Annotated in this window: 13 protein-coding genes; 12 read left to right on the top strand and 1 reads right to left on the bottom strand. The window is 47.1% G+C overall.

Annotated elements, in window-relative coordinates; all coding sequences use genetic code 11:
- The first annotated feature begins 264 nt into the window (after positions 1–264).
- The 9 genes from OXH00_15430 (at position 265) to OXH00_15390 (ending at position 13977) form a co-directional block, all read left to right on the top strand.
- Entirely contained in the window at positions 265–1557 is a 1293-nt protein-coding gene (locus OXH00_15430; protein MCY3742406.1) for a DNA replication/repair protein RecF, read from the top strand.
- A 47-nt stretch (positions 1558–1604) separates the two neighbouring features.
- Entirely contained in the window at positions 1605–2108 is a 504-nt protein-coding gene (locus OXH00_15425; protein MCY3742405.1) for a DUF721 domain-containing protein, read from the top strand.
- 144 nt (positions 2109–2252) lie between these two features.
- A complete protein-coding gene (gyrB, locus tag OXH00_15420; protein ID MCY3742404.1) occupies positions 2253–4772 on the top strand; it encodes a DNA topoisomerase (ATP-hydrolyzing) subunit B in 2520 nt (839 codons plus the stop codon).
- A 160-nt stretch (positions 4773–4932) separates the two neighbouring features.
- Positions 4933–7470 (top strand): DNA gyrase subunit A, encoded by a 2538-nt coding sequence (gyrA, locus tag OXH00_15415; protein ID MCY3742403.1) that lies wholly within the window; start codon positions 4933–4935, stop codon positions 7468–7470.
- Positions 7471–7504: 34 nt separating this feature from the next.
- Positions 7505–9163: a tetratricopeptide repeat protein gene (locus OXH00_15410; protein ID MCY3742402.1), complete on the top strand. Its 1659-nt coding sequence runs from the start codon at positions 7505–7507 to the stop codon at positions 9161–9163.
- 423 nt (positions 9164–9586) lie between these two features.
- A complete protein-coding gene (locus tag OXH00_15405; GenBank protein MCY3742401.1) occupies positions 9587–9721 on the top strand; it encodes a hypothetical protein in 135 nt (44 codons plus the stop codon).
- A gap of 266 nt (positions 9722–9987) precedes the next feature.
- Positions 9988–11712, top strand: a complete 1725-nt coding sequence (locus OXH00_15400; protein ID MCY3742400.1) for a hypothetical protein — start codon at positions 9988–9990, stop codon at positions 11710–11712.
- Positions 11713–11966: 254 nt separating this feature from the next.
- Positions 11967–12929, top strand: coding sequence for a hypothetical protein (locus OXH00_15395; GenBank protein ID MCY3742399.1), 963 nt, complete (start codon positions 11967–11969; stop codon positions 12927–12929).
- A gap of 274 nt (positions 12930–13203) precedes the next feature.
- A complete protein-coding gene (locus OXH00_15390) occupies positions 13204–13977 on the top strand; it encodes a hypothetical protein (protein MCY3742398.1) in 774 nt (257 codons plus the stop codon).
- Between the two features lie 66 nt (positions 13978–14043).
- Here the strand turns inward: OXH00_15390 and OXH00_15385 are convergent, their stop codons facing one another.
- Positions 14044–14523 (bottom strand): DUF86 domain-containing protein, encoded by a 480-nt coding sequence (locus tag OXH00_15385; protein ID MCY3742397.1) that lies wholly within the window; start codon positions 14521–14523, stop codon positions 14044–14046.
- Between the two features lie 246 nt (positions 14524–14769).
- On the opposite strand from OXH00_15385, the gene OXH00_15380 reads away from it, so the two are divergent.
- From OXH00_15380 to OXH00_15370, 3 genes are all read left to right on the top strand, one after another.
- Positions 14770–15753, top strand: a complete 984-nt coding sequence (locus tag OXH00_15380; GenBank protein ID MCY3742396.1) for an NAD(P)H-quinone oxidoreductase — start codon at positions 14770–14772, stop codon at positions 15751–15753.
- Between the two features lie 254 nt (positions 15754–16007).
- Complete coding sequence (locus OXH00_15375) at positions 16008–22373, top strand: C25 family cysteine peptidase (protein ID MCY3742395.1); 6366 nt, start codon at positions 16008–16010, stop codon at positions 22371–22373.
- A 41-nt stretch (positions 22374–22414) separates the two neighbouring features.
- Positions 22415–23506 carry a PorV/PorQ family protein gene (locus tag OXH00_15370; GenBank protein ID MCY3742394.1) on the top strand — a complete coding sequence of 364 codons (1092 nt, stop codon included), beginning with the start codon at positions 22415–22417 and terminating at the stop codon, positions 23504–23506.
- The last annotated feature ends 275 nt before the right edge of the window (positions 23507–23781 follow it).

The following is a 23781-nucleotide window of genomic DNA, read 5'->3' as shown; positions in this document are numbered from 1 at the left end:
ACTTGTGCATAACTTGACTGTTGTATGGTTTTGTTGATAACTTGTTGATAACTCGCTGATTTATCAACAAGTTATCAACAGGGTACTTGTCAATGATAATAAGCCTTCAGGTGAGTTATCCACTTATCAACAGCCCCTACTACTACTACTAAGTACTATATAAATTTATATAGAAATTAGTATTAATATTAGAGATTGTGGATAAGTGCTAAAAGTTGGTCAATTTTGCACCTGACTCAATAAAAATATTTACATTCAAAAAAGATGTTATTAAATCATATCGTCTTACGCAATTTCCGTAATTATATCAATTGCGAAGTAGACTTCCCTAAACCTGTTAATTTAATCGTCGGTGGGAATGCCCAGGGAAAAACCAGTTTGCTTGAAGCAATCTATTTTCTTTGCACCGCGGAATCTCATCGTGCGACTCATGATGCCGAATTGATTCGGCATCATGAGTCAGGATTCTATCTAAAAGGGACACTGAGGAATGGAAGTGATGAAGTAACATCTCTTGAGGCGATAAAGCAGGCACGCGGACAGTTTAGACTGAAGAAAAACGGTATTCTCCAGCCAAGACGTTCCGAATGGATTGGTCAATTTAACGTTGTATTTTTTTCTCCAGAGTCGCTGACATTAGTGAAGGGAGGACCTTCAGAAAGACGACGATTCTTAGATCTCCTAATCTCACAGATTGACAACGAATACCTGAAAAATTTGCAAAAGTACAATCTCGTTCTCAAACAACGAAATGAGTTGCTAAAGCAGATTCGTGCGACGTTCGCAAGCGTAACGCAATTGGATGCTTGGGATAAATTGCTGCTCATGCATGGTACCGCAATCACTATAAAGCGATTGGAAATCTTTCATCAACTGAAAGCGCACGCGATCCAAAACCACCAAAAACTTACCGGCGATTCAGAAGATATCGCGCTGACGTATCGTTCGGCATCGGTGTCGAACGATACGTCAATCGACAGTATCGCATGCAATACTTCAGAAACTGCTGCCCCCAACTTGTTAGCGGAACCTAAGACTACCCGTGAAGATGAAGAGAAGGTAGCCAAACATTTTGGCACATCATTAAATGCTTCACGCGAGGCAGATTTACAGAGAGGTACAACCTTAGTCGGCCCACACCGAGATGATTTCCTCATTGAATTGGAGAGTGGCCCCGAAGAGCGTATCACTTACTACCATAGTGAAAATGATACGCAAGATTTGGATCCTGAAACAGGAGCATTTCGAGAGGTAGCACGATCTTATGGATCACAAGGGCAGCAGCGGACTATTGCATTAGCACTCAAATTAGCAGAACTAAAATTGATTCGACACCTGACAGGCAGGGACCCGATAGTTTTATTGGATGATGTTACCTCAGAGTTAGATTACAAGCGGATAGGGTACTTATTAGAGGTTCTCGAAAATTTAAGTGCCCAAACCTTCATTACAGCTACACACGCTGAACCTCTTGTAAATCATCTTGATCAACCGAATGTTTTGACGGTAGAGAACGCGCAGATAAGTTATGCCGCCGAAACTAATGAGTCCTCCTAACACACTACCACTCGTGTGCTTCTAAAGTCACACCATCGAGTATAAAAATGCGCAAGACCCAAAACCTACGCGATCTCCTCACTGAACTCGCCCGCTCCCGCGACTTTGAGCCCAAGATGCTTGAGCAGAAAGTCTTTGTCCTTTGGCGCAAACGTCTCGGAACACCACTTGGGACGAAAACAGTGCCGGTATCGCTGTCGGATGGCGTTTTGAAAGTCTACACGGAATATCCTCCGTACAGAACAGAACTATCATTCCATAAACAGAGGATTATAGCAGACCTGAATGCGGAATTAGGGCAGCCCGTTCTTACAGATCTCCGGATAGAGTTACGCCAAGCACATCAAGCAACATCCCATCACGCGAAACATGCCTCCACTGATTCAGAAATGCCAAAGCCCCCAACATCAACGTCTCGCTCAAGCAATCTCCGGACACCAACCTCGAAAGAATTAGAACAAATTGAGCAGGCAATAGCTGATGTGACGGATACTGATTTAAAAATTTCCTTGCGGCAATTATTCATTACACAGCGTAAAGAAAAGCCTTGACAAAACTTTTAAAATAAGGTATCCTATTTTAAGTATCTAAGTGCGATAACAATAGGGTGGATTGCGCCTTTAGATCGCTAATTTAGAGATAATATCCTGTATCATAGGCAGAGATCAATTCAAAGTGAGGTATCACAATTAGAAATGTCAAAAGATGAACGAACATACACGGCGAGTGACATCCAAATCCTTGAAGGTCTTGAAGCTGTTAGAAAACGCCCGAGCATGTACATCGGCAGTACCGGTCCCGCTGGATTACATCACCTTGTCACAGAGTTGGTTGACAACTGCATAGATGAGATTGGTGCAGGTTACGGCACACAGATCAACGTACAACTCCATACTAATGGTAGTGTTACCGTCGCCGATGATGGTCGTGGTATTCCAGTTGACATGCATGCGACAGCGGGGGTCTCAGCACTTGAGGTAGTGATGACGACATTGCACGCTGGCGGTAAATTTGACGGTCGCGAGCAGGTCGGGTACCAAACCGCCGGTGGTTTGCACGGTGTCGGGGCTTCTTGCGTTAACGCGCTTTCTGAGTGGCTTCATGTGCAAGTCCAGCAGAACGGTGCAACCTACGAACAACGCTACGCGCGTGGTATTCCGCAGACATCTGTAGAAAAGATTGGTAATAGTAATAAAACTGGTACCCGTACCACGTTTATGCCTGATTCAGAAATATTTGATACCCTCGATTTCTCGCACGACACGCTTCGCGACCGACTCAGAGAACTCGCTTTCCTGAATAAAGGTGTCCGCATTCAATTTCACGATGCCCGCGATGAAGATAACGCTGAGCCGATCGTTTTTCAGTACGATGGTGGCATCGCTTCTTTTGTTACCTATTACAACCAGAACAAAGAGGTACTCCATCCGGAACCTATCTACATGGAAGGCATTCAATCAGATGTTGCCGTAGAGATCGCCTTCCAATTTAACACTTCTTACTCGGAGAACATAAGTTCGTACGCGAATAATATTCGCACCGCTGAAGGCGGTTTTCACGAAAGCGGTTTCAAAAGCGCGCTTACTCGTGTTTTCAAAACTTACGCCAATGCAAATGATCTCCTGAAGAACGTTAAAATAGACCTGACCGGTGAAGACATCCGCGAAGGAATGACGGCTATTATTAGTGTCAAAGTTCCAGATCCGCAATTTGAAGGGCAAACGAAGTCAAAACTTGGAAATACAGAGGTTGAAGGTATTGTCCAAACCTTTGTCGGTTCCCGGCTCAGAACGCTTTTGGAAGAAAACCCGAGTGTCTCTAAACGTATTATCCAAAAATCCATTGATGCCGCGCGAGCGCGTGAAGCCGCCCGCAGTGCGCGTGAGGTTATCCGCCGCAAAAGTGTCCTTGACTCCGCCTCAATGCCCGGAAAGCTCGCCGACTGTTCTGAACGCGACCCTACCCGAACGGAACTTTTCCTCGTAGAGGGTGATTCCGCTGGTGGTACGGCTAAACAGGGGCGTGATCGGCAGAATCAAGCCGTCCTACCTCTGAAAGGTAAAGGGATCAATGTAGACAAGTCAAGACTTGACAAAATACTTAAAAACGCACAAGTTATTGACATTATAACCGCCTTGGGAACAGGTATCGGTGCTGAAGAATTCAACCTCGAAAAACTCCGATACGCAAAAATCATCATTATGGCAGATGCCGATGTAGATGGCGCGCACATACGCACGCTCCTTTTAACTTTTTTCTTTCGCCAGATGCCCGAACTCATTGCCTCTGGTCATCTTTATATCGCTCAGCCGCCACTTTACCAAGTGAAAAAAGGGAGAAGTTCACAATATTTGCAAGACGATGAGCAGATGGAAGATTATCTCCTTACCCTTGCCCTTGACACGGTACAAATAACAAATGCTCGCCGGGGTACGCCTTACACAGCATCTGAGTACAGAACCGTCTCCAATGCCGTACGCAAGGTTCAAATGCTCCTCGATCAAATCAAGCGAAGCGGTGTAACACCAACACAGTTTTCCAACATTGAAGAATCTGAGCACGTTGAAGAAAACGAGACGAATGAAACTGATACATCTGATAACATAGACCGGCTACTTGAGATGCTTGATATATCTCCTTCTCAGGGGAGTGACATTATCATGGCATCGCAAGAGCCTCCAGAATCCGAACAAGTATCATCCGATGCGCATACGCAGACGATGCTTTTTGAAAACGTACCAGCAGCAGTAGATCCTGAAAGTGCGATTGACCCGACCCCTCGAACTTGGCGGCACGAACTGCGACAGGAACTTGAGAAACTCGCTGAGTTTCACATCCAAGACACAGACCTCTTGCCTGCAGCAAGGACAGATGACTCAAGCGATTCAGAAAACCAAAAATTGTTTAGCGTCCAGTCCGAAAATGGTGACATTCATCATACAGACGATGTTGTCTCGCTCGTGCAGCACCTTTTTGAGATGGAACACCGAGGACTTGCGATTACCCGGTACAAAGGCTTGGCAGAAATGAACGCTGAACAGTTGCGCGACACCACGATGCGCCAGGATGAGCGTGTTCTGCTTAGGGTGACACTTGAAGATGCCGTTGAAGCTGACCGCATCTTTACACTGCTCATGGGGGATATTGTGGAACCTCGTCGCGAATTTATAGAACGCTACGGCACTCAGGTAAATCTTGACCTGTACGGTGCTTAGAGGAGGACATCCCGATAAAGCGTTGTTTACGAACTATCAACGCTGTATCGCTCGTAATTGAAAGAAATCGTCAGCCACCAGCTGTCAAAAAGGAGGGTTTTACGCAATCAGCCCTCTTCACTGAAAACGGATAGCCGACGGCTGATAGCCGAAAAAATATATGGAAAATATCCAAGAACGCAACATAGAAAATGAACTGAAAACGTCATATCTCACCTATGCGATGAGTGTTAATACGAATCGCGCAATACCGGATGTCCGTGACGGTCTCAAACCAAGCACACGTCGGATTATCTATGCTATGGGAGAGATAAATCTCACCGCGAACCGGCCCTATGACAAATGTGCCGCTGTCGTAGGGGAGGTGATGAAGAACTATCATCCACACGGTGATGGACCCATTTACGGTACGCTTGTCGGTTTAGCACAACCATTTAGCACGCGATATCCGCTCGTGGATGGACAAGGGAACTTCGGCAGCATTGACGACGATCCACCGGGCGCGATGCGTTATACAGAATGCCGACTTGCAGCCATCGCCGAAGAGATGCTCACTGACATTGATAAGCAGGTGGTTGATTTTCAACCCAACTACAAGGACTCCGTCGAAGAACCAACAGTTCTTCCGGGTCTCCTCCCTAACCTACTTGTCAACGGGACAACTGGTATTGGTGTTGGTTATCTCACGCGCATACCACCGCACAACTTGGGTGAAGTGATTGAGGCACTGCTCCGCAAACTCTCAGATCCAGATGCTGACTCAGAAACACTGATGGAACACATCATGGGTCCCGACTTTCCGACTGCGGGGGTTATCGTTGGTACCAGCGGCATCAAGGAGATGTACACCACCGGTAGAGGAAGTATGACTGTCCGTGCCAAAGCAATTATAGAAAGAATCTCTGATGCTAAAGGGGAAACCGAGCGGGAACAAATAGTCATAACAGAAATTCCATATCAGGTAAAGAAAAATCAGTTGCTTGAGCAAATGTATCAATTGGTAGTCAACAAAACTATCACTGGGATTAGCGACATCCGGGATGAGTCTGACAAAGAGATTCGCATCGTCATCCCCCTTAAACGCGGAGAAATTGCTCAGGTTATCCTGAATCAGTTGTACAAACACTCAAAGATGCAGACGCACTTCAGTGCGAACCTTCTCTGCCTTGTAGAGGGACTTCCGAAGGTTCTAACGCTTGAGGAGATTCTACACTATTATCTTCAGCATCGACGGGATGTGGTTCGCCGGCGCACACAATTTGAACTCGCTCGTGCCGAACGCAGAAATCATATCCTTGAAGGGTATCTCTTAGCACTGCAGAACCTCGAGGCGATTATAGAACTTGTCCAAACAGCTGAATCCCCGCAAGCAGCGGAGCAAGAACTTCAGGATACGTACCAACTCAGTGAGCAGCAAGCAAGAGAAATTCTCACGATGACGCTCCGCCAGTTGACCGGCCTTGAGCGCCAGCGTATTCACAATGAATATACGGAAATATTAGATCGTATCGCTGAATTCCGTGCAATCCTTGCCAGTGAGACGCTGATAACAGATATTATTCGGACAGAACTTGAAACGCTCAGAGAGAAATTCGGTGACGAGCGCCGCACTGAGATTGCCGGCGATGTCAAAGAATTTGAGGTTGAGGATCTCATCGCTGACGAAGAGATGGTGGTTACTTTATCCCACGCTGGCTACATCAAACGATTGCCGATGGATACCTATAGAAAACAGCATCGTGGGGGGGTTGGGATTAAGGGAGCTACAACAAAGGATGGCGATTTTTTAGAGCACATCTTCGTCGCGACTGCTCATCAAAACATTTTGTTTTTCACAGATTTGGGCAAATGCTACACGTTGAAAGTGTACCAAATACCTGAAGCGCGCCGCCAGTCAGCTGGACGTGCGGTTGTTAACCTACTCCGATTGGCACGAAACGAAAACATCACCGCTTATGTTACGGTATATCTGAAAGCAGGCAGTCAAGGCACTGAGGGAGCTGATACTGGCGAAGTTGCAACGAATAAATTTGTCTTCATGGCGACACAGCAAGGCATTGTTAAAAAGACAACACTCACCAGTTTTGAGAATACACTGTCAAATGGAATCATTGCTGTTAAACTTGATGACGGTGACAAACTTATTGGCGCGCAAGTAACAGAAGGTAATTCCGATGTCATCCTTGTTACTCACAAGGGTACCGCTATTCGGTTCAGTGAAAAAGACGCGAGACCTCTTGGACGCAATACCCGCGGGGTACGTGGTATAGAACTCGGTGCTGATGACTTCGTAGCGCAAATGGTTATTGTTAACGGCGATGGTACTGAGGCGGAAGAAATCGAAACCGGACAAGAAGCAGCTAAGGAAGATGAGACCTTGTTGATTGTCACGGAAAACGGGTATGGCAAGCGCACGGCTGTCTCTGCTTATCGCTCTCAAAGACGCGGTGGGAAAGGCATCATCGCCATCGGAAAGTCGACCCGAAATGGCGCAGTTGTCGCTGCAAAACGCGTTGCCGATATTGATGAGCTTGTTCTCATTAGCTCAAACGGGTATGTTACCCGAACAGCTGTTGGCGACATTCGGCGTATCGGGCGCAATACCCAAGGTGTGCGTATCATGGCACTTCAACCCGACGAAAAACTTGTCGATGCCGCTAAAATTGAACTTTCGTCTTCTCTGCTTGAGGATGCGTAGGGTGTATAATGGATTGTTACATACGGAGGAAAAAATGAAATATCTTGGCATGTTCACGATTTTTGTCTTCATCGCGGTAAGTTTCGCTTTAGGACGTGGTTCGCACGCCCAAACAGATGTACTTGCAGATGAAACACCTGAGTTGGTACCGCTCACCGATGCTGACACAACGTTGAGTGCCGACATGACACGTGCAGCAGATATCTATGCAAAACTGATGTGGGCCGCTTATTGCAGAACCGGCGAACGCAACATTCGCAAAAGTAAAATCGCCTACGATGCTTTAATTGAGGAATTGGAGCTTGACAGTGAATCCATTGAAGACAAAGTCTTATCTGCACAGGGTATCAGTTTCATCTATACAGAACGTGCTGCGCTTCGATCTCTTCCAAGGTTACAAGATATTAACGGTGCTGAAGAAGATGCAAGAAAAGCCATTCAACTTAATCCTGAAAATGTAGAGGCGAAATGGATCCTTGCTAAGATATTAAAAGAACGGTACATCTCTTCTATAGATCGAAATGGACGTGGAAACCGGGGTACCAAGGCATTAGAAGAGGAGATGCTTTCAGTCGGACAACAAATTATTGAATTGGATCCTGATCACGGTGAAGCACATTATTATATTGGTGGTATCGCGCGCTATCTCGGCAAGATTGGACTCGCGATCACGTCTTACAAAGCACTTACCCGTATCCTACCATTTAAAGCTGAATATCATTGGGAACTCGGAGAACTCTATGAAGTCCAAAACCTTCTTGAGGAAGCTTTGCTGTCCTACGAGAGGGTTATAACCATCCGTCCAGAAGAAATACGGGTCTGGAACCGTCTCGGTCAACTTTACCTTCAGACCGGTGACGATTCAGCGGCAGTGCGCTCCTTTCAAACTGTTTTGGAATCGCTTGAAAGTGGTGCTGTCCCCCGTTCACCTCGCAACCTTGGTTTGACGGAAATTGACGCACATAGTGGTATCAGCCTTGCCTATCAGGCACAAGGCAATTTTGAAAAGGCTGAACATCATATCACAAGTGCTATCGCCTTATTAGAAAAACGCGCGCTTTCAATGCGAAGTGGAACTCGGACCAGCCGCGCGAGAAGTACAGAACGTATTGAATTGGCTGTTCGTATCAGGGATACTCGTTACACACTCGCACAAATTTACCTTAGATTCAACCAGGCACAAAAAGCGGTGGATACCTTTGAAAAAATTTTGGATTATGATGACAAATATGTCCCTGCGCTTACAGGTATTGGGATAGCTTACCAGATGCTGGATGATGTGACGCAAGCAGAAAACTACCTGCGTAAGGCGATAGAGCAGCCCTCTCAGGAGGAATTACCAGATGCGTACAACGCATTAGGTTATCTCTATGCAGAGCAGGGCATTAAATTAGATGAAGCAGCAACACTTATTCGTCGTGCACTCAAAAGCGCACCAACATCCGGGGCATATCTTGACAGTTTAGGGCTGGTCTATTTTAAGCAGGGAAAATTGGATGCCGCCATAGAGAATTTGGAGCAGGCAAATCACTACCTACCCGATACACCTGAAATCCTCTTGCATCTCGCTGAGGCATACCTTGAAAAAGGTTTGAAAGAGAAGGCGTTGCAGACTTTAGAGAATGCCATGCAGATTGAACCCGACAACGTCGAACTCCGCCAGAAACTTGACATCATCAAATCCGGCAGATAGTTTATGGCTATCAGTCCTTAGCAGTCAGCGTTCAGTGGAATAGCCATCGCGGTCAGCGATTAGCAAAGTGTTTTGGGTCATCTAAAACCTCTTGCTGATCATGAGCGAAGTGAATGCCCTAATCACTGACGATTAATACGCCAATAGTTATTCCCCGTCAAGGCACCCACTGCCTAAAGGCAGGGGCTTGTGCTTCATAGCAGTTAGCGTTTCCGCGGAAACGTCTTACATCTGCTCCACAGAGGGACCCCGAGCAGCCCTCAAGATGTTTATAGCAGCGTTGATGTCTCTATCGTGGTGCGAACCACATTCAGGACACGTCCACTGCCTATCTGAAAGAGAAAGGTCTTTGTTGTGATGCCCACAATCCGAACAAGGTTTTGTTGTAGGGGCCCATTGTCCAGTTTGAAGGAACTCACGATTATGTTTGAAACACTTAAACTTCAATATCTCAACAAACTGCCCAAAGGAAAGGTCGGAGACTTTGCGTCCCCAGAGACGTTTCATACCTCTAAGGTTGAGTTTCTCAGTAGCAATCGCGTCAAACCTTCGACATAAGTCTGAGGATGCTCGCGTATCTGATACTTATACGTTCTGCAACGTTGTTTCTTTTTTCGTTTCTTTTTCATTGGGTTTCACGTATCACGCTTCTAACCCCTAACAAATGGGAGGCAAGTCAGTTGCTAAGCAGCAACTCTTGTTAGACTTGCCAACGTGATACATATATCATACCACATCTTGATAGAAATGTGAAGAAAAAATAGGAAAATAGGAGCGGGCATTCCTCCCCAAGCTAAAGCATGGGGTCTCCTGCCCGAAGAGTGATGAAAAATATAATAGTGTTTTTCATCCTTATGCTACTGCTGTTAGGGTCGCCTTGTCGAAGTTCGGCATACCTCTGTGGCACACCGCAATTGTCGGACACAAAAATGCCGTTCCGTCCGTTCCCAACAACGGACGGAGACCCGGGTGCGAACACAATGCCACTCGACATGCCCGGCAACCTGACTGCCCCTGCGTTGCCAGCTGCGCCAGCACTCCCGATTGGTACAGAACGGACCTTCTTTGTCCCTGACTTTAGGAGTATGCAACAATACACGGTCTCTGCGGTTTTACAGGGGATCGGCAATTTCTGCTATATCTTTGTTGAGGATGCTGAGTGGAACACACGAGTCACTGTGGAAACAGTAGCATCAATAGTGCATGCTTTTGAGGTTGCTACACCAGCGAATCCGGAGCAAGGAATTTATCCTACATTGACAAGGTTCTTCGGATTCCCACCGGATATTGATGAAAATGGCAGGGTTATTTTGCTGCTACTCAATATTCAAGACGCAAATCATGCCAGTCAATACACGGCAGGATTTTTCAATCCCGCGGATCAAAGTCGGGGTGTACTTAGGACACCAGGGTTCCGTGGGTTTCCAATTCGTAGTAACGAAGCGGACATGTTGTATATTGACACACAACCGCTTAACCCAAATAGTGAAGTCGCTCATAACGTCATTGCGCACGAGTTCCTACATCTCATCCATTGGCGGCACGATCCACACGAAGCAACTTGGGTTGATGAGGGTTGTGCGGGATACGCATCATTTCTCTGTGGCTATTCTGTGATGGAGCATATAGGTGCATTTGAAAAAACGCCTTCTGTTTCGCTTATAGCGTGGCCCGAAAGGGATGCAGACGCGCTACCACACTATGGTGCCGCTTTCCTATGGATGCTCTACCTCCATGAACAGCACGGTGGTACAGGAACCCTGGCTGAAATTGTCCGAAACCGTGGTACATCGCTCACTGGTATTGCCGATGCGCTTGCCTTGGAAGGCATTACACAGAAGGTTTCTGATATCTTTATTCAATGGAAGTTGGCAAACTACCTCTCTGATTATCATGCTGTTAGACTTACGCTTTCACCGCGTCGCTGGCACGATTCCTATCCAAGTGGCGCACAGGACGGAAAACTCAGGAACTTTTCAGCAGATTACATCGGATTTGAGGACGCTGGTGGATTGACACTCGGTTTTTCGAGTAATTCTGGAGTCAACAGTGCTGCGCATGCAATTGAATTTCATAGCACTGGTGATGTCCATGTGCGAGAGATAACGTTGTCTGCGGGTAACTCGGGTTCCGTTGTCGTGCCGAATGCTGTTACAGAAGTACTCTTAGTGCCGAGTTTACAAACAGAGACAATCAACGCTGAGACACATAGCTCTAATTATCAATATAGTGCAGCGCGTGGCGCACATATCACTTTTATCACGGCTGCGCTTCCGAATCCTGTGCATCCTCGGTACTGGGACATCATCGCCCAGCCGAGTGAATCTCTCGTTGGGTTAACCCCAACTGTGACGGTGATGCTCTTTGAGAATAAAGTGGAACGCCTCTATAGGGAAACACAGGCAATGTACCAAATCACACAAGATGTGCAGGGCAGTCACCTATACCGACTCTCATTTCTTCTTGAACCGGAGATAGCACCAGAATCTGTTATATATCAGATTTCACTTGATTCTCGAATTGTTGACACAGGATCGTTAACCGAGTAATATAATATATGCACGACGGATTAGCATCAAGCTGCAGTAAATAACAGCGTTACTATTTTTTCTTCACTACTTACGCATCCTCCATTGCTGACGAGGTTTGAAGCCTTGCCAGCGGCGTGTGGTTGTTGTTCATAGGAAAATCGCGTAAGTCTTATGCTTGATGACTTTTTTGGAATTGATCTGCAGCTCGGTTTTCATTGTTAGTAAAAAGGAAATTATGTTTTCACGTTCTTCTCTTTGAAAAGGGGGAAAAGATGCAAGCTACACTCTATGCAGGAACTATTGGACAAAGCGTTTGGCACAGTACGGATAACGGAGATACATGGCGCAGAATTAGTAACGGGCTCTTCCCGGAGGCTGATGTTCGCGCTATAGCTGTCAACCCAAGTGACTCAGACACCCTCTATGCGGGTACCGAAAACGGTATCTTCCGAACAAACAATGCTGCTGAATCGTGGCATCACCTTCCAAGTCCTATGGATGGACGGGAAGTTTGGTCAATAGCGATCGATTCAAGGACACCAGAAACGCTTTATGCTGGCACGTGTCCTTCCGCACTTTTCAAATCTACTGATGGTGGCGATAATTGGAAACAACTTGATGTTGACTTGGCGGAAGAATGTGAAGGTATCCCGATTGTACCACGCGTTACGACCTTTGTGATTGATCCCGAAGATTCACAAACACTCTATGCTGGGGTCGAAATTGATGGGATGCGTCTCAGCAATGATGGCGGTGAAACATGGACAGAGCGCAGCGAAGGACTCAGTAGTTTGGACATTCACGGGCTTTGTGTCGTCCCCGGTTCACCGAAAACGATCATCGCAGCGACGAACAACGATGTTTGTGTCACGACAGACATGGGCAAACAGTGGACACCCTTAAATGTCAAAGCACATTACCCGTGGCCTTACTGTCGTGCCGCGTTCTTTCTCAACGGCGATTCAGGCAGGGTGTTCATCGGTGCTGGCAATGGTCCCCCGGGCGACCAAGGTGGTATCTTTTCAACCCGTGATGCCGGGCAAACATGGGATCGCGCGGATATCGGCAGAACTGCGAACAGCACAATCTGGACATTTGCCCATAATCCGAAAATCAACGACCTGCTAATCGCTTGTAGTGTAAGCGGTCAACTCTATCGCAGCACAGATACTGGCGATTCATGGACTAAACTCTCACACGAATTTGGGGAAGTTCGAGCATTGGCTGTCGGATAAGGCTTGACTAATTTCGGCAATTTGTGGTATGCTGTTGGTAATTCAGTTTCCGATATGCGGGGGCGTGTTTCATATATCTCACCTACAGTTAAACGAGATTACAAACCCGCGTGTGGGAAGCCTAAGCCTTTTGGTCGAAGACCGAGCTATTTATTTCCTCGCGAAGCGAGAGAAAGACTTTTTTAGAGTATGTAAATTAGCACAAATTTTCGGTTTCTCAATCCGGGAAATTTGGCTTTCAAGTTATGCCCAAAATTATAGGAGGCACACTTCAGTGATACGTTTCTTGACAATTCTGTTTATACCGCTTCTCTGTGTTGCAATGGTAGGTTGCATGCCCGAGCCTAACATTACCACCCCACCACCGATAAGCGAAGCGAAGCGCATTGTAATTACCCCACTCTACGCTGAGGCAGGCGCGGCAGAAGAGGTAAGCAGGTTAGGTGGAAGAATCAGCGTGAACCTTGCCACCCGACTCGAGATCATATTCAAAAATGCAGAGTGGGTTTATGACCGTTCGAGCAAACTTAAGCCTATTGACGACAAACTCACAGAATTGGGGTTAACATTGGCGCAAGTTTATGAAGACCCTGCTTTGGCAGCGAAACTCGGACAAGCACTTGAGGCGGATATGGTTATCGTCGGGATGGTTGAAAAACCGAGTCTAACTCGGCGCGACTTTGACCAACATCTGATGAAACAAGGTAGACAAGGCGGTATTTCTGGTACATCCACTTATATTCGTACCCGGCTGACTGCGATTGGTCGTACCCAAGTTAAAGTCGTTGATACAAATTCCAGTGAGATTATTTTTAGTAACCGCATCCGGTCATACCTCAAGTACTGGTACGCCTATCAGACCCAGATGAGCGAACAGCAAATCTATAAGACTGAGGAGGAGAGATATGCCGATTTGGGGAAATATCTCCCGCTCAGGATCGCTTATAGCCTCCATCCAACTGGATTAAAATTGGAACCCGAAGAGCAGATTCTGCTTAAACCAGATATCGAACTAAAAGGGACTGGTGGTATCGTCGAATTTAATTGAGGCGTATCGGCGCGGTCTGTAACCAAACGAATTATGTCGATATAATAGGCGCGGGAGCAACCGCGCCTATTTTACTGAAGGTGAGAAATTGACGAAGTAATTTTCGAGTTGATCCGTGTATGCTTCACCGTACTTCAGAAGATCCTGGGAGACATCGTACAATTCGGAGGGCGTGAGCTCTTGATAAGGGTTGATGATGTTTTCATAGTAACTTAGGGCTTTGATGAAAAAATCCAGTGTCTTTTTGTCAATCGCGTTGTCTTGATGGAGTGTCAAAAAACTGTGATGTTTTTGTTGCGGTGGTGTTTGCCCCTTAAATTCAATGATAACATTGTTGATATCCACGGCGCGTTGGATAATCATGAGGAAGCAGCTTTTAACGTAGGAATGTGTGATTCTGTCCCCATCAACATACGCTTCTTGACTTTCAGGCAGCCCGTTCTGTAATTGCTCAAAGCATTCGTTTATGGATTCCAACTTCGCTTTCACAGGGTTGAATCGACGAGATGCCGACTTTTTCGGCGTATTTGTGTTTTTTTTTGCCATCTTACGTGCCTCTCTTCGGTTAAATTTAGTCTTTTTGTATGCTATCCTATTCATTTAGACGTTAATAAGCCTAAAAAGTTGTAATCCCTTTCTTTTTTACAATAGAGATTGTTATAGCGAAATCAATAATTAGCGGTGCACCAAGTTGCTGGGTAAGGACAGCGAGGCACGGGGACCTCGCTGAACATGGGGCGTATCCGTCCAGTCATGTCACTTAAATTTATCATGATTCAGAAAGCGAGGTAAATGGTGAAAGCAATTATCAGAACAGGCGATGGGGGACCAGAGGTACTCCAATTAGGCGAAGCACCGTCGCCGCAACCGACTGAAACACAACTTGTGGTGGATGTTCATGCCACTGCTTTAAATCGAGCCGACACGCTTCAGCGGCGCGGCGGATATCCACCACCGCCGGGTGAATCCGAGATACTCGGCTTAGAAATTGCTGGCACCGTTTCAGCAATGGGAAGTGCTGTAGAGGGTGTAACCAAAGGCGATCGCGTTTTTGGACTCGTCGGTGGTGGCGGTTACGCTGAGCAAGCTGTTATCGATTACCGTATGGCAATGCCGATACCTGACAAGTGGAGTTTTGAGCAAGCTGCTGCAGTTCCTGAAGTGTTTTTTACCGCAAACGAAAATATCTTCACTTTAGGTGAATTATCGGCTGGCGAGACAATTCTAATTCATGCTGGCGGAAGTGGTGTCGGCAGTGCTGGTGTCCAAATATCCCATCATGCAGGTGCTAACGTTTTTGTCACTGCGGGAACGCCGGAAAAGATTGAGAAATGCAATGCACTCGGAGCAGTAGAGGGAATCAACTACAAAACTGCTGACTTCGTCGCGGAAATTGCGCGTTTAACAGATGGACAAGGTGTGGATGTCGTCTTAGATTTTATTGGTGCTCCCTATCTTGAGCGGAATCTTTCTATACTTAAAACAAAAGGTAGGCTGTTGCAAGTTGGATTGATCGGTGGTTCAACCACGGAAATTAATCTTGGTACAGTAATGCGCAATCGACTCAAGATCATCGGTTCAGTCATGCGACCACAATCTATTGCGGAAAAAATCGCTATCACACAGCGTTTTGTTGAGCGATGGTTACCAGAATTAAAACGTGGTGCCCTTCAACCTGTAATTGACACCGTTTTTCCGTTAGCAGAAGCGCGACAAGCGCATGAATATATGGAAGCAAATCGCAATTTCGGTAAGATTCTTTTGAAAGTCAAATGACCGAAGTTGTCCCTTTTGTTTGTCGCATAGACTGTTAGTCTGTATGTGTGCGTCCGCAACTCTCACTGCGAGGCGAGTTTACGGTACAAAAACGCAGAAAACCGCATCGTTGAAATCTTGTCCGTAGCAACTTGCGCTCAGATAGAAAAAAGTGAAGAAATTACCTCTCACAAAACACATATAAGGTAATAGACAACATTTTCGTTAGCAAGGTTCCGATTCGCTTTTCAAATTTGAACTGACAACCCTAAAAAATGCAATTATATTTAAAAAACACAAAAGAGAAGAACAAACCCGGGTGTATCAGAGTACGGCTCGGGGTCATGCTATGCATCCCCATCCTTTTCTTTTTCCTCTGGTCTTCCAGCGCGTCTGCGCGTGTTACACAATCTACGTCAGCCGAAGGCATCACGCTTCAGTTCACCTTACCTGAACTCACTGTCTCTGAAACAGTCCGAGACAATGTCCGCTATCACGAGGCACATTACGCCGACTGTCACTTCACTGCTGAACCCGGCAATCCCAAAGTTCCAGTTACACGGTTAATGCTGGGTATACCCGCGACGGCTACAATTGAAGCGGTTGATGTTTCAGCTGCGCCTACCGAGTCCCGCCCTGGTGTACGTCTTTTGCCGGTTTCAGTTACCAGTTACCAGTTACAAGAGGGCTCTTCTCTGACCACTGGAAGCGAAGCGAACTGGCCACTGGTAACTTCTTCATCGCAACGTTGGGTGGAAAGTGGAAGCGCGTATCAGTCGAATACCGGTGACCCTTCATACCCTGGATTACCGCTTGCCCGTATTATACGGGAGGGCTATATCCGCAGCCAACGTATCATCGCATTGGCGTTATACCCTGTGCAGTATTCCCCAAAAACCCGACAACTGCGTCTGTATTCACGTTTCACAGTGAGCATCCGTTTTTCTTATGGTAGCCATCAGCTATCAGCCGTCAACCGTCAGATAGAGAGCGTAACTTCATCAGAAACCTCTTTGCTGAGAGTTCTCACTGCGAAGCAAGCGCGATTGCCGACAGCCATTCCCGCCGAATCAGAGGCTTTTGAACGCGCCTTGTCGCATCAACTCCTCAATGCTGAGCAAGCTGCTCATTTTCGGGCACCCCAACCACAGGTGCCTGCAGCACCGACGCTTGTTTCTAACAACGGTAATCGAAACCCACGCTACAAATTGTTCGTCGGAGAGACCGGTATCTATGCCGTGACAGCAGAATCCCTCGCGCGCGACTGGGGGGTGGAACTCATCGGTACAAACCCAGCAAGGTTTCGCATAACGCAAGGGAACAGAGATATTCCGATCTACATCACCGGGGTAGAAGACGGAAAGTTTGATCCGGGCGATACTATCTTTTTTCTTGGAAATAAGCCGAGAAATCCGTACAGCCGTTGGAACATTTATTGGCTGGCACTTGACGGTAGCCGTGTCCGGACGCGGGTGCCGCAGCTGGCAGCCAGTCCAACGGACCCAACGGCAACGCAAATTCCTACTTTCCGTTCTAAGGTGAATTTTGAAGAGGATTACCTAACAAATAATCTTGAATTTGTCTATAACGATGATAAACACAAGTGGTTTGAGGAAAATGATTTCTGGTACTGGGATGGCATCAAAAATGGGGGTGATGCCGCCGAGATGCGCCTTGAATTTCCGTTGTATGATGTCGCAAAAAGTTTCGATCCATCACATATCTCTGTTGAATTGCAGGGCGGCACACCCGTCCCACATCAGATTTTAGTCTCTGTTAACGGGGTCCGCATTGAAGTCGCGGAATGGAATCAGCAAGATACGCTCACTGTTGACAGGTTCTTACGAACTTGGAATATACTCAAGGACGACACGAAAGGCGAGCTGAACGTCTTATCTCTCGCGCGTGTTGATGATAATGTTGACGAAGATACCACTCGATATCCGTATCATGTCTATCTCAATCGTTTTTCTGTCGAGTATACCCGCCTCTTCCGCGCTGTTGCAGATGAACTCTGGTTCAGATCACCTACCGAAGATGATACTTCGCGCACGCAACTGCCAGGCGGGCGTAAACTCCAGTACAAAATTGAGGCGTTCCGAGACCCGGGTATTCATATATTTGAAACAGATGGTACGTACCTCACGGCTCGGCTGCGCGGTTTTGCTATAGAGACGGATGTAACACGTACAGGCATGTATAACGCTCTGTTTCAGGTACCTGATACCCGTAAAACCCAATTTATCGCAGTCTCTGATACGGCGTTACGGCAGCCCGAGCGTATTGAAATCGTCGAACCTACAGACTTAGCGACTGCAACACACGGGGCAGATTATGTGGTCATAACACATCGCAAATTCCTTGCTGCGGCAGAGAGGTTAGCCGGATGGCGTGAAACATCCGGAGGTGGCGGACACCGAACCAAAGTTGTAACAACTGACGATATTTACAACACTTACGGGGACGGTGGCGTCAACCCGAAAGCAATCAAAGATTTTCTGACGCATGCGTATCAATCTTGGACACCACCGGCACCAACTTACGTTGTCCTCCTCGGCGACGGCACCTATGATTTTCGTGGTATTGACACAGAAATTCACACGGAACCCCCAGAGCTTGATGGTTACATTCCAACACACTACATCCGAACAGATTCCTTCGGACGAACCGCGTCAGATCACTGGTATGTTACGATCTCCGGACACGATGAATTTACCGATATGTATATCGGCAGACTCAGTGCCGAGACCGTCAGCCAAGCCGATGCAATTGTTAATAAAATTTTGGATTATGAACAATCCCCTCTGAATGGGGACTGGCGGCGGAAGATTATTTCTGTTGCTGACGACGAAGTCAGCAATTCTGGAGATTTTATTTTTAGGAAAAGTCTCAATGAGATCGCGAAAGACCATACGCGCTTAGGCTACGAAACCATTGAGATTTTCCTTGAAGATATTACTGACGAGGTTGAGGCAAAGCCTGAGGATTACCCCGATGTCTTCCCGCAGCGTGTCGCAAAAGATAGAATAATAGAAGCACTCGGGGAGGGTGCTGTCATAGCGCAATATGCCGGACACGGCGGAAACACTGTCTGGGCACACGAAATCATTTTTGACAATGTATCTGTTGATCAGGTAGAGGAAACTGGCAAGATTCCTTTCATGTTAGTCCTGAGTTGTTACAACGGTTATTTTGATAAACCGGGTGAACCGAGCATGGCAGAGAAGTTGTTACGCAAAGAGAGAGGCGGGATCATCGGCATGTTGAGTGCGACACGCCTCACTTACGGCAGCGGCAACGATGCCCTGAATCGTATCATCTTTGATATGATTTTTAAACGGAATGTACGACAACTCGGTCCATTGAGTTTTGACTCAAAGGTCGAACTTTTGATGACGGAAGGCACAGGGCAGATTGATGTGATGATGGAATACACACTTTTCGGGGATCCTGCCTTACAAATTGCTATTGCGAATGGTGAGATTCGTCCTGCTATTGAAACAAAGACTGTTGCCCCCGGAGATACGCTCCGAATAGCACCCGGGTACATTCAGACTGCCACTTACGATGCATCGCGTCGAACAAAACGGTTTGTTCGGGACACCGATTTTGACGGAACACTGACTGTCAAAGCACTATTTCCAGGTAAGACTGCTGTCTCTCAAGGTGTCGCTGGTCCCGTTGAATACTACACCGGTGATGTGTCTTTGACAAAAACGCTTACTGTGAGTCGCGGTGCTTATCCGGCTGTGACTTTCACCGTTCCACGAAATATCGCCAGCGGAGATGCACATGTTGAGTACTATGCACAAAGCGACGCGAAGAAACACCCAAGCAAAAACACTGTCGCAGTCGGTGGCGACGGTTTTACAGTTAATGTTCCAAAGATTCTTGATATCCATCCAGAATTAATCGGCGACGACAAGTTTCGTATCTCTGTTCAGGTTTCCGATGAAAATGAACAATCGCTCTTAGTGGTCTTGGAGTGGCGTAATTTAGCGGCTCGTCAGTGGGAAATAGTAGAGCTCATTCCGAGGGAGGCACCCGTTACTGCAGAAAAAACAAGCGGGGGCGCGTGGTGGACAACGCCTGAACCGCTAAATGCACCGACGGACGGCTCCGTCGTCCGATACGAAATTCGGGTTACAGATTCAGATGGTAATATAACCGTAAGCGACAGACTTGAGTATTATCCTTACGTCTATCCGAATCTCTCCGTTGTGCAGGTAGGGCGAGAGGATGTTATTGGGTACGGCTACAACTCCGAAAGGAAGCAGTGGTATCTGTCGGCGGATGTGCAGATAGAGGGACCAGAGGTACAGAACCCTATAGAGGTCGTTTTTTTTAGCGGTAATCCGGATGTTGACGACGATATGCTTGTTGATGGCGATGCCAGATCGCTCGGAACTGCTCGGATTAGACCTGAAGACTGGATACAGCGCACACCGTTAGTCGGGGCGAAGTCCCCTCGTCCGAACGGATTGGGCAACCCAACCCCTACGGAAACTTCAAAGAAGGATGTCTATGAGCCAGATCCACTGAATACTTTGCCGATCGCAACTGCAACTTTAAATCTGACAGATCAATTGCCGCTTGGCACACACGATATATTTGCCTATGTCGATGCGACAAGAACTGAAGCCGACCAGCCCGGTGAGGTACTTGAAAACGACGAAAAAGATAATATCGCTTACCGGCGGATCTCTGTTAATATGGGGGTGGTCGGCACTGCAGCGGGTCAAATTATCAGTTTGGATAGAAACTGTGTTGTCACTGCACCGCCCGATGTACTTCGGGACACGGAAACTGTGCTTTCAATTCGTCCTTTGGATAAACAGAGGTTCGCTGCTATAGGAACAGGGACATCTGACGCGAAGAAACACCCAAGCAAAGAAACTATAAATCAGATTACCGACGTGTCTAAGCGGGCACCGCTGCCTGGGAAAGTCACGTATGGTTACGAATTGGCAATCAGCAATCAACAATCAACCGTTGATGGTTTCCGACAGGAGGCAGACTTTCTCCTTGCTTCTCCAGTGGCAATTGACTTAAGCTTTGATTTTGGGACTCTCAGTACCCAACTCGCCGAAGAATTGTTAGGGAGTTCGGAGGAGGTAACCGAGGGATTAGGGGTCGCCTCCACGATTGATACCGCAGTTATCGCTCGCGTACGTGAGATGGGGGTCTATATGTTTAGTTCCGTGCTTGGAAACTGGGTGAGACTCCCCTCTCAGCAGCTGACCGATGCTTCAGGCGCGCTACAAAAACGCCTGCATGTGGCAAACATGAGTAAGGAAAATGTTGGCATAACTCGGCTCAATGATGTCCGTATTCAACCGGAAGGCACACGGACCGGCAAATATGTCCTCTTCTTTACTGGACCTCGAACCTACCGACTTCTACTCGCGCCTTTCACAGAGGACTCACAGAATCTTGGAGCGTTGGAAGTTATTTCGCCAGCAGAGCAGCTTGTCAGTTTTAGTGTAGACTTTCCGAACTGGAAACACGGCTTATCCCTTAACATGGAACAGGACTTTGAGCAACCTTTTAGGTTTGGCGATATCTGGGCATTCAATATTACCGCGCTCAACCAACCCTTGGAAGGGGCAACGAACGCTGAAGACCCCTCGCAACAAGAATTACGTTGGTATGCATCCGGGTTCAGAGACACCAATCACGGCAGCGGGACCATTAACTACATTGAACTTCCACCGGATACGGCTATGCCTGAAGATCGGTGGTTTGTCCTCTTTCTGACAGATACCGAGTTTCAAATTGAAGGTGAGAAAACCGGGATCTTGCGCTCCCAATCCGAGGGTATACCCCTCCGAGGGACAGCCGGGCAGCCGTTTGTCTACGAACCTTACGGTTTACGTTTTCAACTTACACAAGGGGAACGTCCTTTCACGCCTGGTGATAGATTTAGTTTTGAAACCCGACCCATTGGTATCATTCGGGCGACAACCGACAGACTGGGACCGGTCACACTCGTGTACAGCGACGACACTGTGCCACCAGATATCCAACTCACTATTGGGAACCAGCAGCACTTCGTGCCGGGTGATGCAACAGACCCCGAACCTCTTATTGGTGCGACGTTAACCGACCCAAGTGGGCTTGATTATCTGACACGACCCTTGCTGTTAGAGTTGGGGAGAGTATCAGGAGAGTTTGAACGTATTCTACCAGAAGCCTATCAATTGACGTATCATCCGGGTTCCAATCAACTTGTTTTGACATATCCGTCTCCAGAACTTGAGCCACGCGAGTACGAACTTCGCTTGACAGCGAGCGATGTACACGGGAATACTGACACGAAACGCATCACATTTCGGGTTCATGACGACTTGCAGCTGCTATCGTTTCTGAATTATCCAAACCCATTTCCGCGCAAAACTACGATCACGTGTGAACTAACGGCACCTGCTGACTCGATTGATGTGAAAATCTATACATTGAGTGGAAGATTAATTCGGGAACTCTCTATACCAGCGACACCGGGGTTCTTGATGGTGGAATGGGATGGTAGGGATGCAGATGGGGTTGAAGTCGCAAATGGTGTTTACTACGCCAAACTCAAAATCCAACGTGAAGGTGAAAAAGACATTACCGAGATACTCAAAATGATGAAACTCCGTTGATAGTTTTCAACCGATAACCCAAAACAATGAAACATAAATCAATGTTTAAAAGTGTGCTGAAGTCCATAAAGTGTGCTAAAGTTATTCAAAATCCCCTCCCTCACTTCCGGACTTTAGAACACTTTAGAGACACTTGCAAACTTTTTGTTCTATCTATAATTGCGTTCTGTGTAGTAACTATTCCATCTGCGGATGCGAAGTATACCGCGGACTTCCTAACGCTTGGTGTCGGTGCTCGCGCACTTGCTATGGGTGGTGCGGGGACTGCACTGAGTGACAATGCCTACGCGGCTTATTGGAATCCTGCTGGATTGGGATACCTCACCCGATACGAAGTTAGTTTCATGCATTCCACACTCAATGGAGAGGACGCGTATGACTTTGTGAGTTATGTCCATCCGATTAAAAAACGAGGTGCGATCGGTATAAGTTGGCTACGCGTTGGCGTTGACGATATTCCTATTACCAGTCTACCGGTAGTCACGCGTCCTGTCGGACCCACGAACCGTCCAAAAGTAATTGGGACTTTCAATAGTACGGATAACGCCTTCCTCCTTGCATCTGGTTGGATGCTCCCTTCTTTTCACGGTATTGATCTCCGTCTCGGTAGCACACTCAAGCTGCTCTACATGAGCGGATATCGGACAACAAACGCCATCGGTGGCGGTGCAGACATCGGTTTCGTTGCGATGACAAATCCAGAAAAATCGCATCGTCTGACGCTCGGACTGCAAGCCAGCGATGTTTTTCGGACAAAAATCTATTGGAACACACCGCCGCCATCAGCAGACCTGACATCCCACACCGAGACGATACCACCGCATCTGAAAATCGGCATTGCAACGACACACACACTTGCCATTTTCCATAGCACCCTTATCTTAGCTTTGGATACCTATATCAAGGATGGCGTTGAGTTGCATGGCGGTGCTGAATGGACACTCTTTGATCTACTTTCGTTGCGTATTGGCTTTGATGAGCGTAAAGGAATTGAACGCACTCGACGTTTGACGGCAGGCGTTGGGTTGAACCTCCGGTTCGTCACCGGGGCAGGCGCGGGGTTAGACTACGCATTTGCAAACCATCCGGCATTAGGGGGCAGCCACCGCATGTCTCTCAGGATTAGGTTTTAGAGGGGTAATCGTAAATCCGGTAGGTGCGGTTTCATGAAGTTAAAGAAAATAAATCGGTAATTCTATATTTTCTCCAGGCCCGGTAGGTTCGGTTTTGCGGTGTACACACCCAAATGCGACCTGCATTCCTAACCTAACCGAACTTCCCCAAAAATTACCGAATTAATAAATTAATCTTCAATCAACCGCACCAGATCATAGCCACAAACCGTGTATACGCCAAAACCCTCTTGAACCCCGTAGGGGTGGTATCTGTGTAGCAACGTGAAGACCAA

The sequence above is a fragment of the Candidatus Poribacteria bacterium genome (assembly GCA_026706025.1).
Taxonomy (GTDB): domain Bacteria; phylum Poribacteria; class WGA-4E; order WGA-4E; family WGA-3G; genus WGA-3G.
The sequence above is the reverse complement of the archived record's forward strand: the minus strand, read 5'-3'. Positions and strand labels throughout refer to the sequence as shown.

Excerpts from the sequence above, each read along its gene's own strand:
- OXH00_15430 (MCY3742406.1), top strand. The coding sequence starts at position 265 with ATGTTATTAAATCATATCGTCTTACGCAATTTCCGTAATTATATCAAT.
- OXH00_15425 (MCY3742405.1), top strand. The coding sequence starts at position 1,605 with ATGCGCAAGACCCAAAACCTACGCGATCTCCTCACTGAACTCGCCCGC.
- gyrB (MCY3742404.1), top strand. The coding sequence starts at position 2,253 with ATGTCAAAAGATGAACGAACATACACGGCGAGTGACATCCAAATCCTT.
- gyrA (MCY3742403.1), top strand. The coding sequence starts at position 4,933 with ATGGAAAATATCCAAGAACGCAACATAGAAAATGAACTGAAAACGTCA.
- OXH00_15410 (MCY3742402.1), top strand. The coding sequence starts at position 7,505 with ATGAAATATCTTGGCATGTTCACGATTTTTGTCTTCATCGCGGTAAGT.
- OXH00_15405 (MCY3742401.1), top strand. The coding sequence starts at position 9,587 with ATGTTTGAAACACTTAAACTTCAATATCTCAACAAACTGCCCAAAGGA.
- OXH00_15400 (MCY3742400.1), top strand. The coding sequence starts at position 9,988 with ATGAAAAATATAATAGTGTTTTTCATCCTTATGCTACTGCTGTTAGGG.
- OXH00_15395 (MCY3742399.1), top strand. The coding sequence starts at position 11,967 with ATGCAAGCTACACTCTATGCAGGAACTATTGGACAAAGCGTTTGGCAC.
- OXH00_15385 (MCY3742397.1), bottom strand. The coding sequence starts at position 14,523 with ATGGCAAAAAAAAACACAAATACGCCGAAAAAGTCGGCATCTCGTCGA.
- OXH00_15380 (MCY3742396.1), top strand. The coding sequence starts at position 14,770 with ATGGTGAAAGCAATTATCAGAACAGGCGATGGGGGACCAGAGGTACTC.
- OXH00_15375 (MCY3742395.1), top strand. The coding sequence starts at position 16,008 with ATGCAATTATATTTAAAAAACACAAAAGAGAAGAACAAACCCGGGTGT.
- OXH00_15370 (MCY3742394.1), top strand. The coding sequence starts at position 22,415 with ATGTTTAAAAGTGTGCTGAAGTCCATAAAGTGTGCTAAAGTTATTCAA.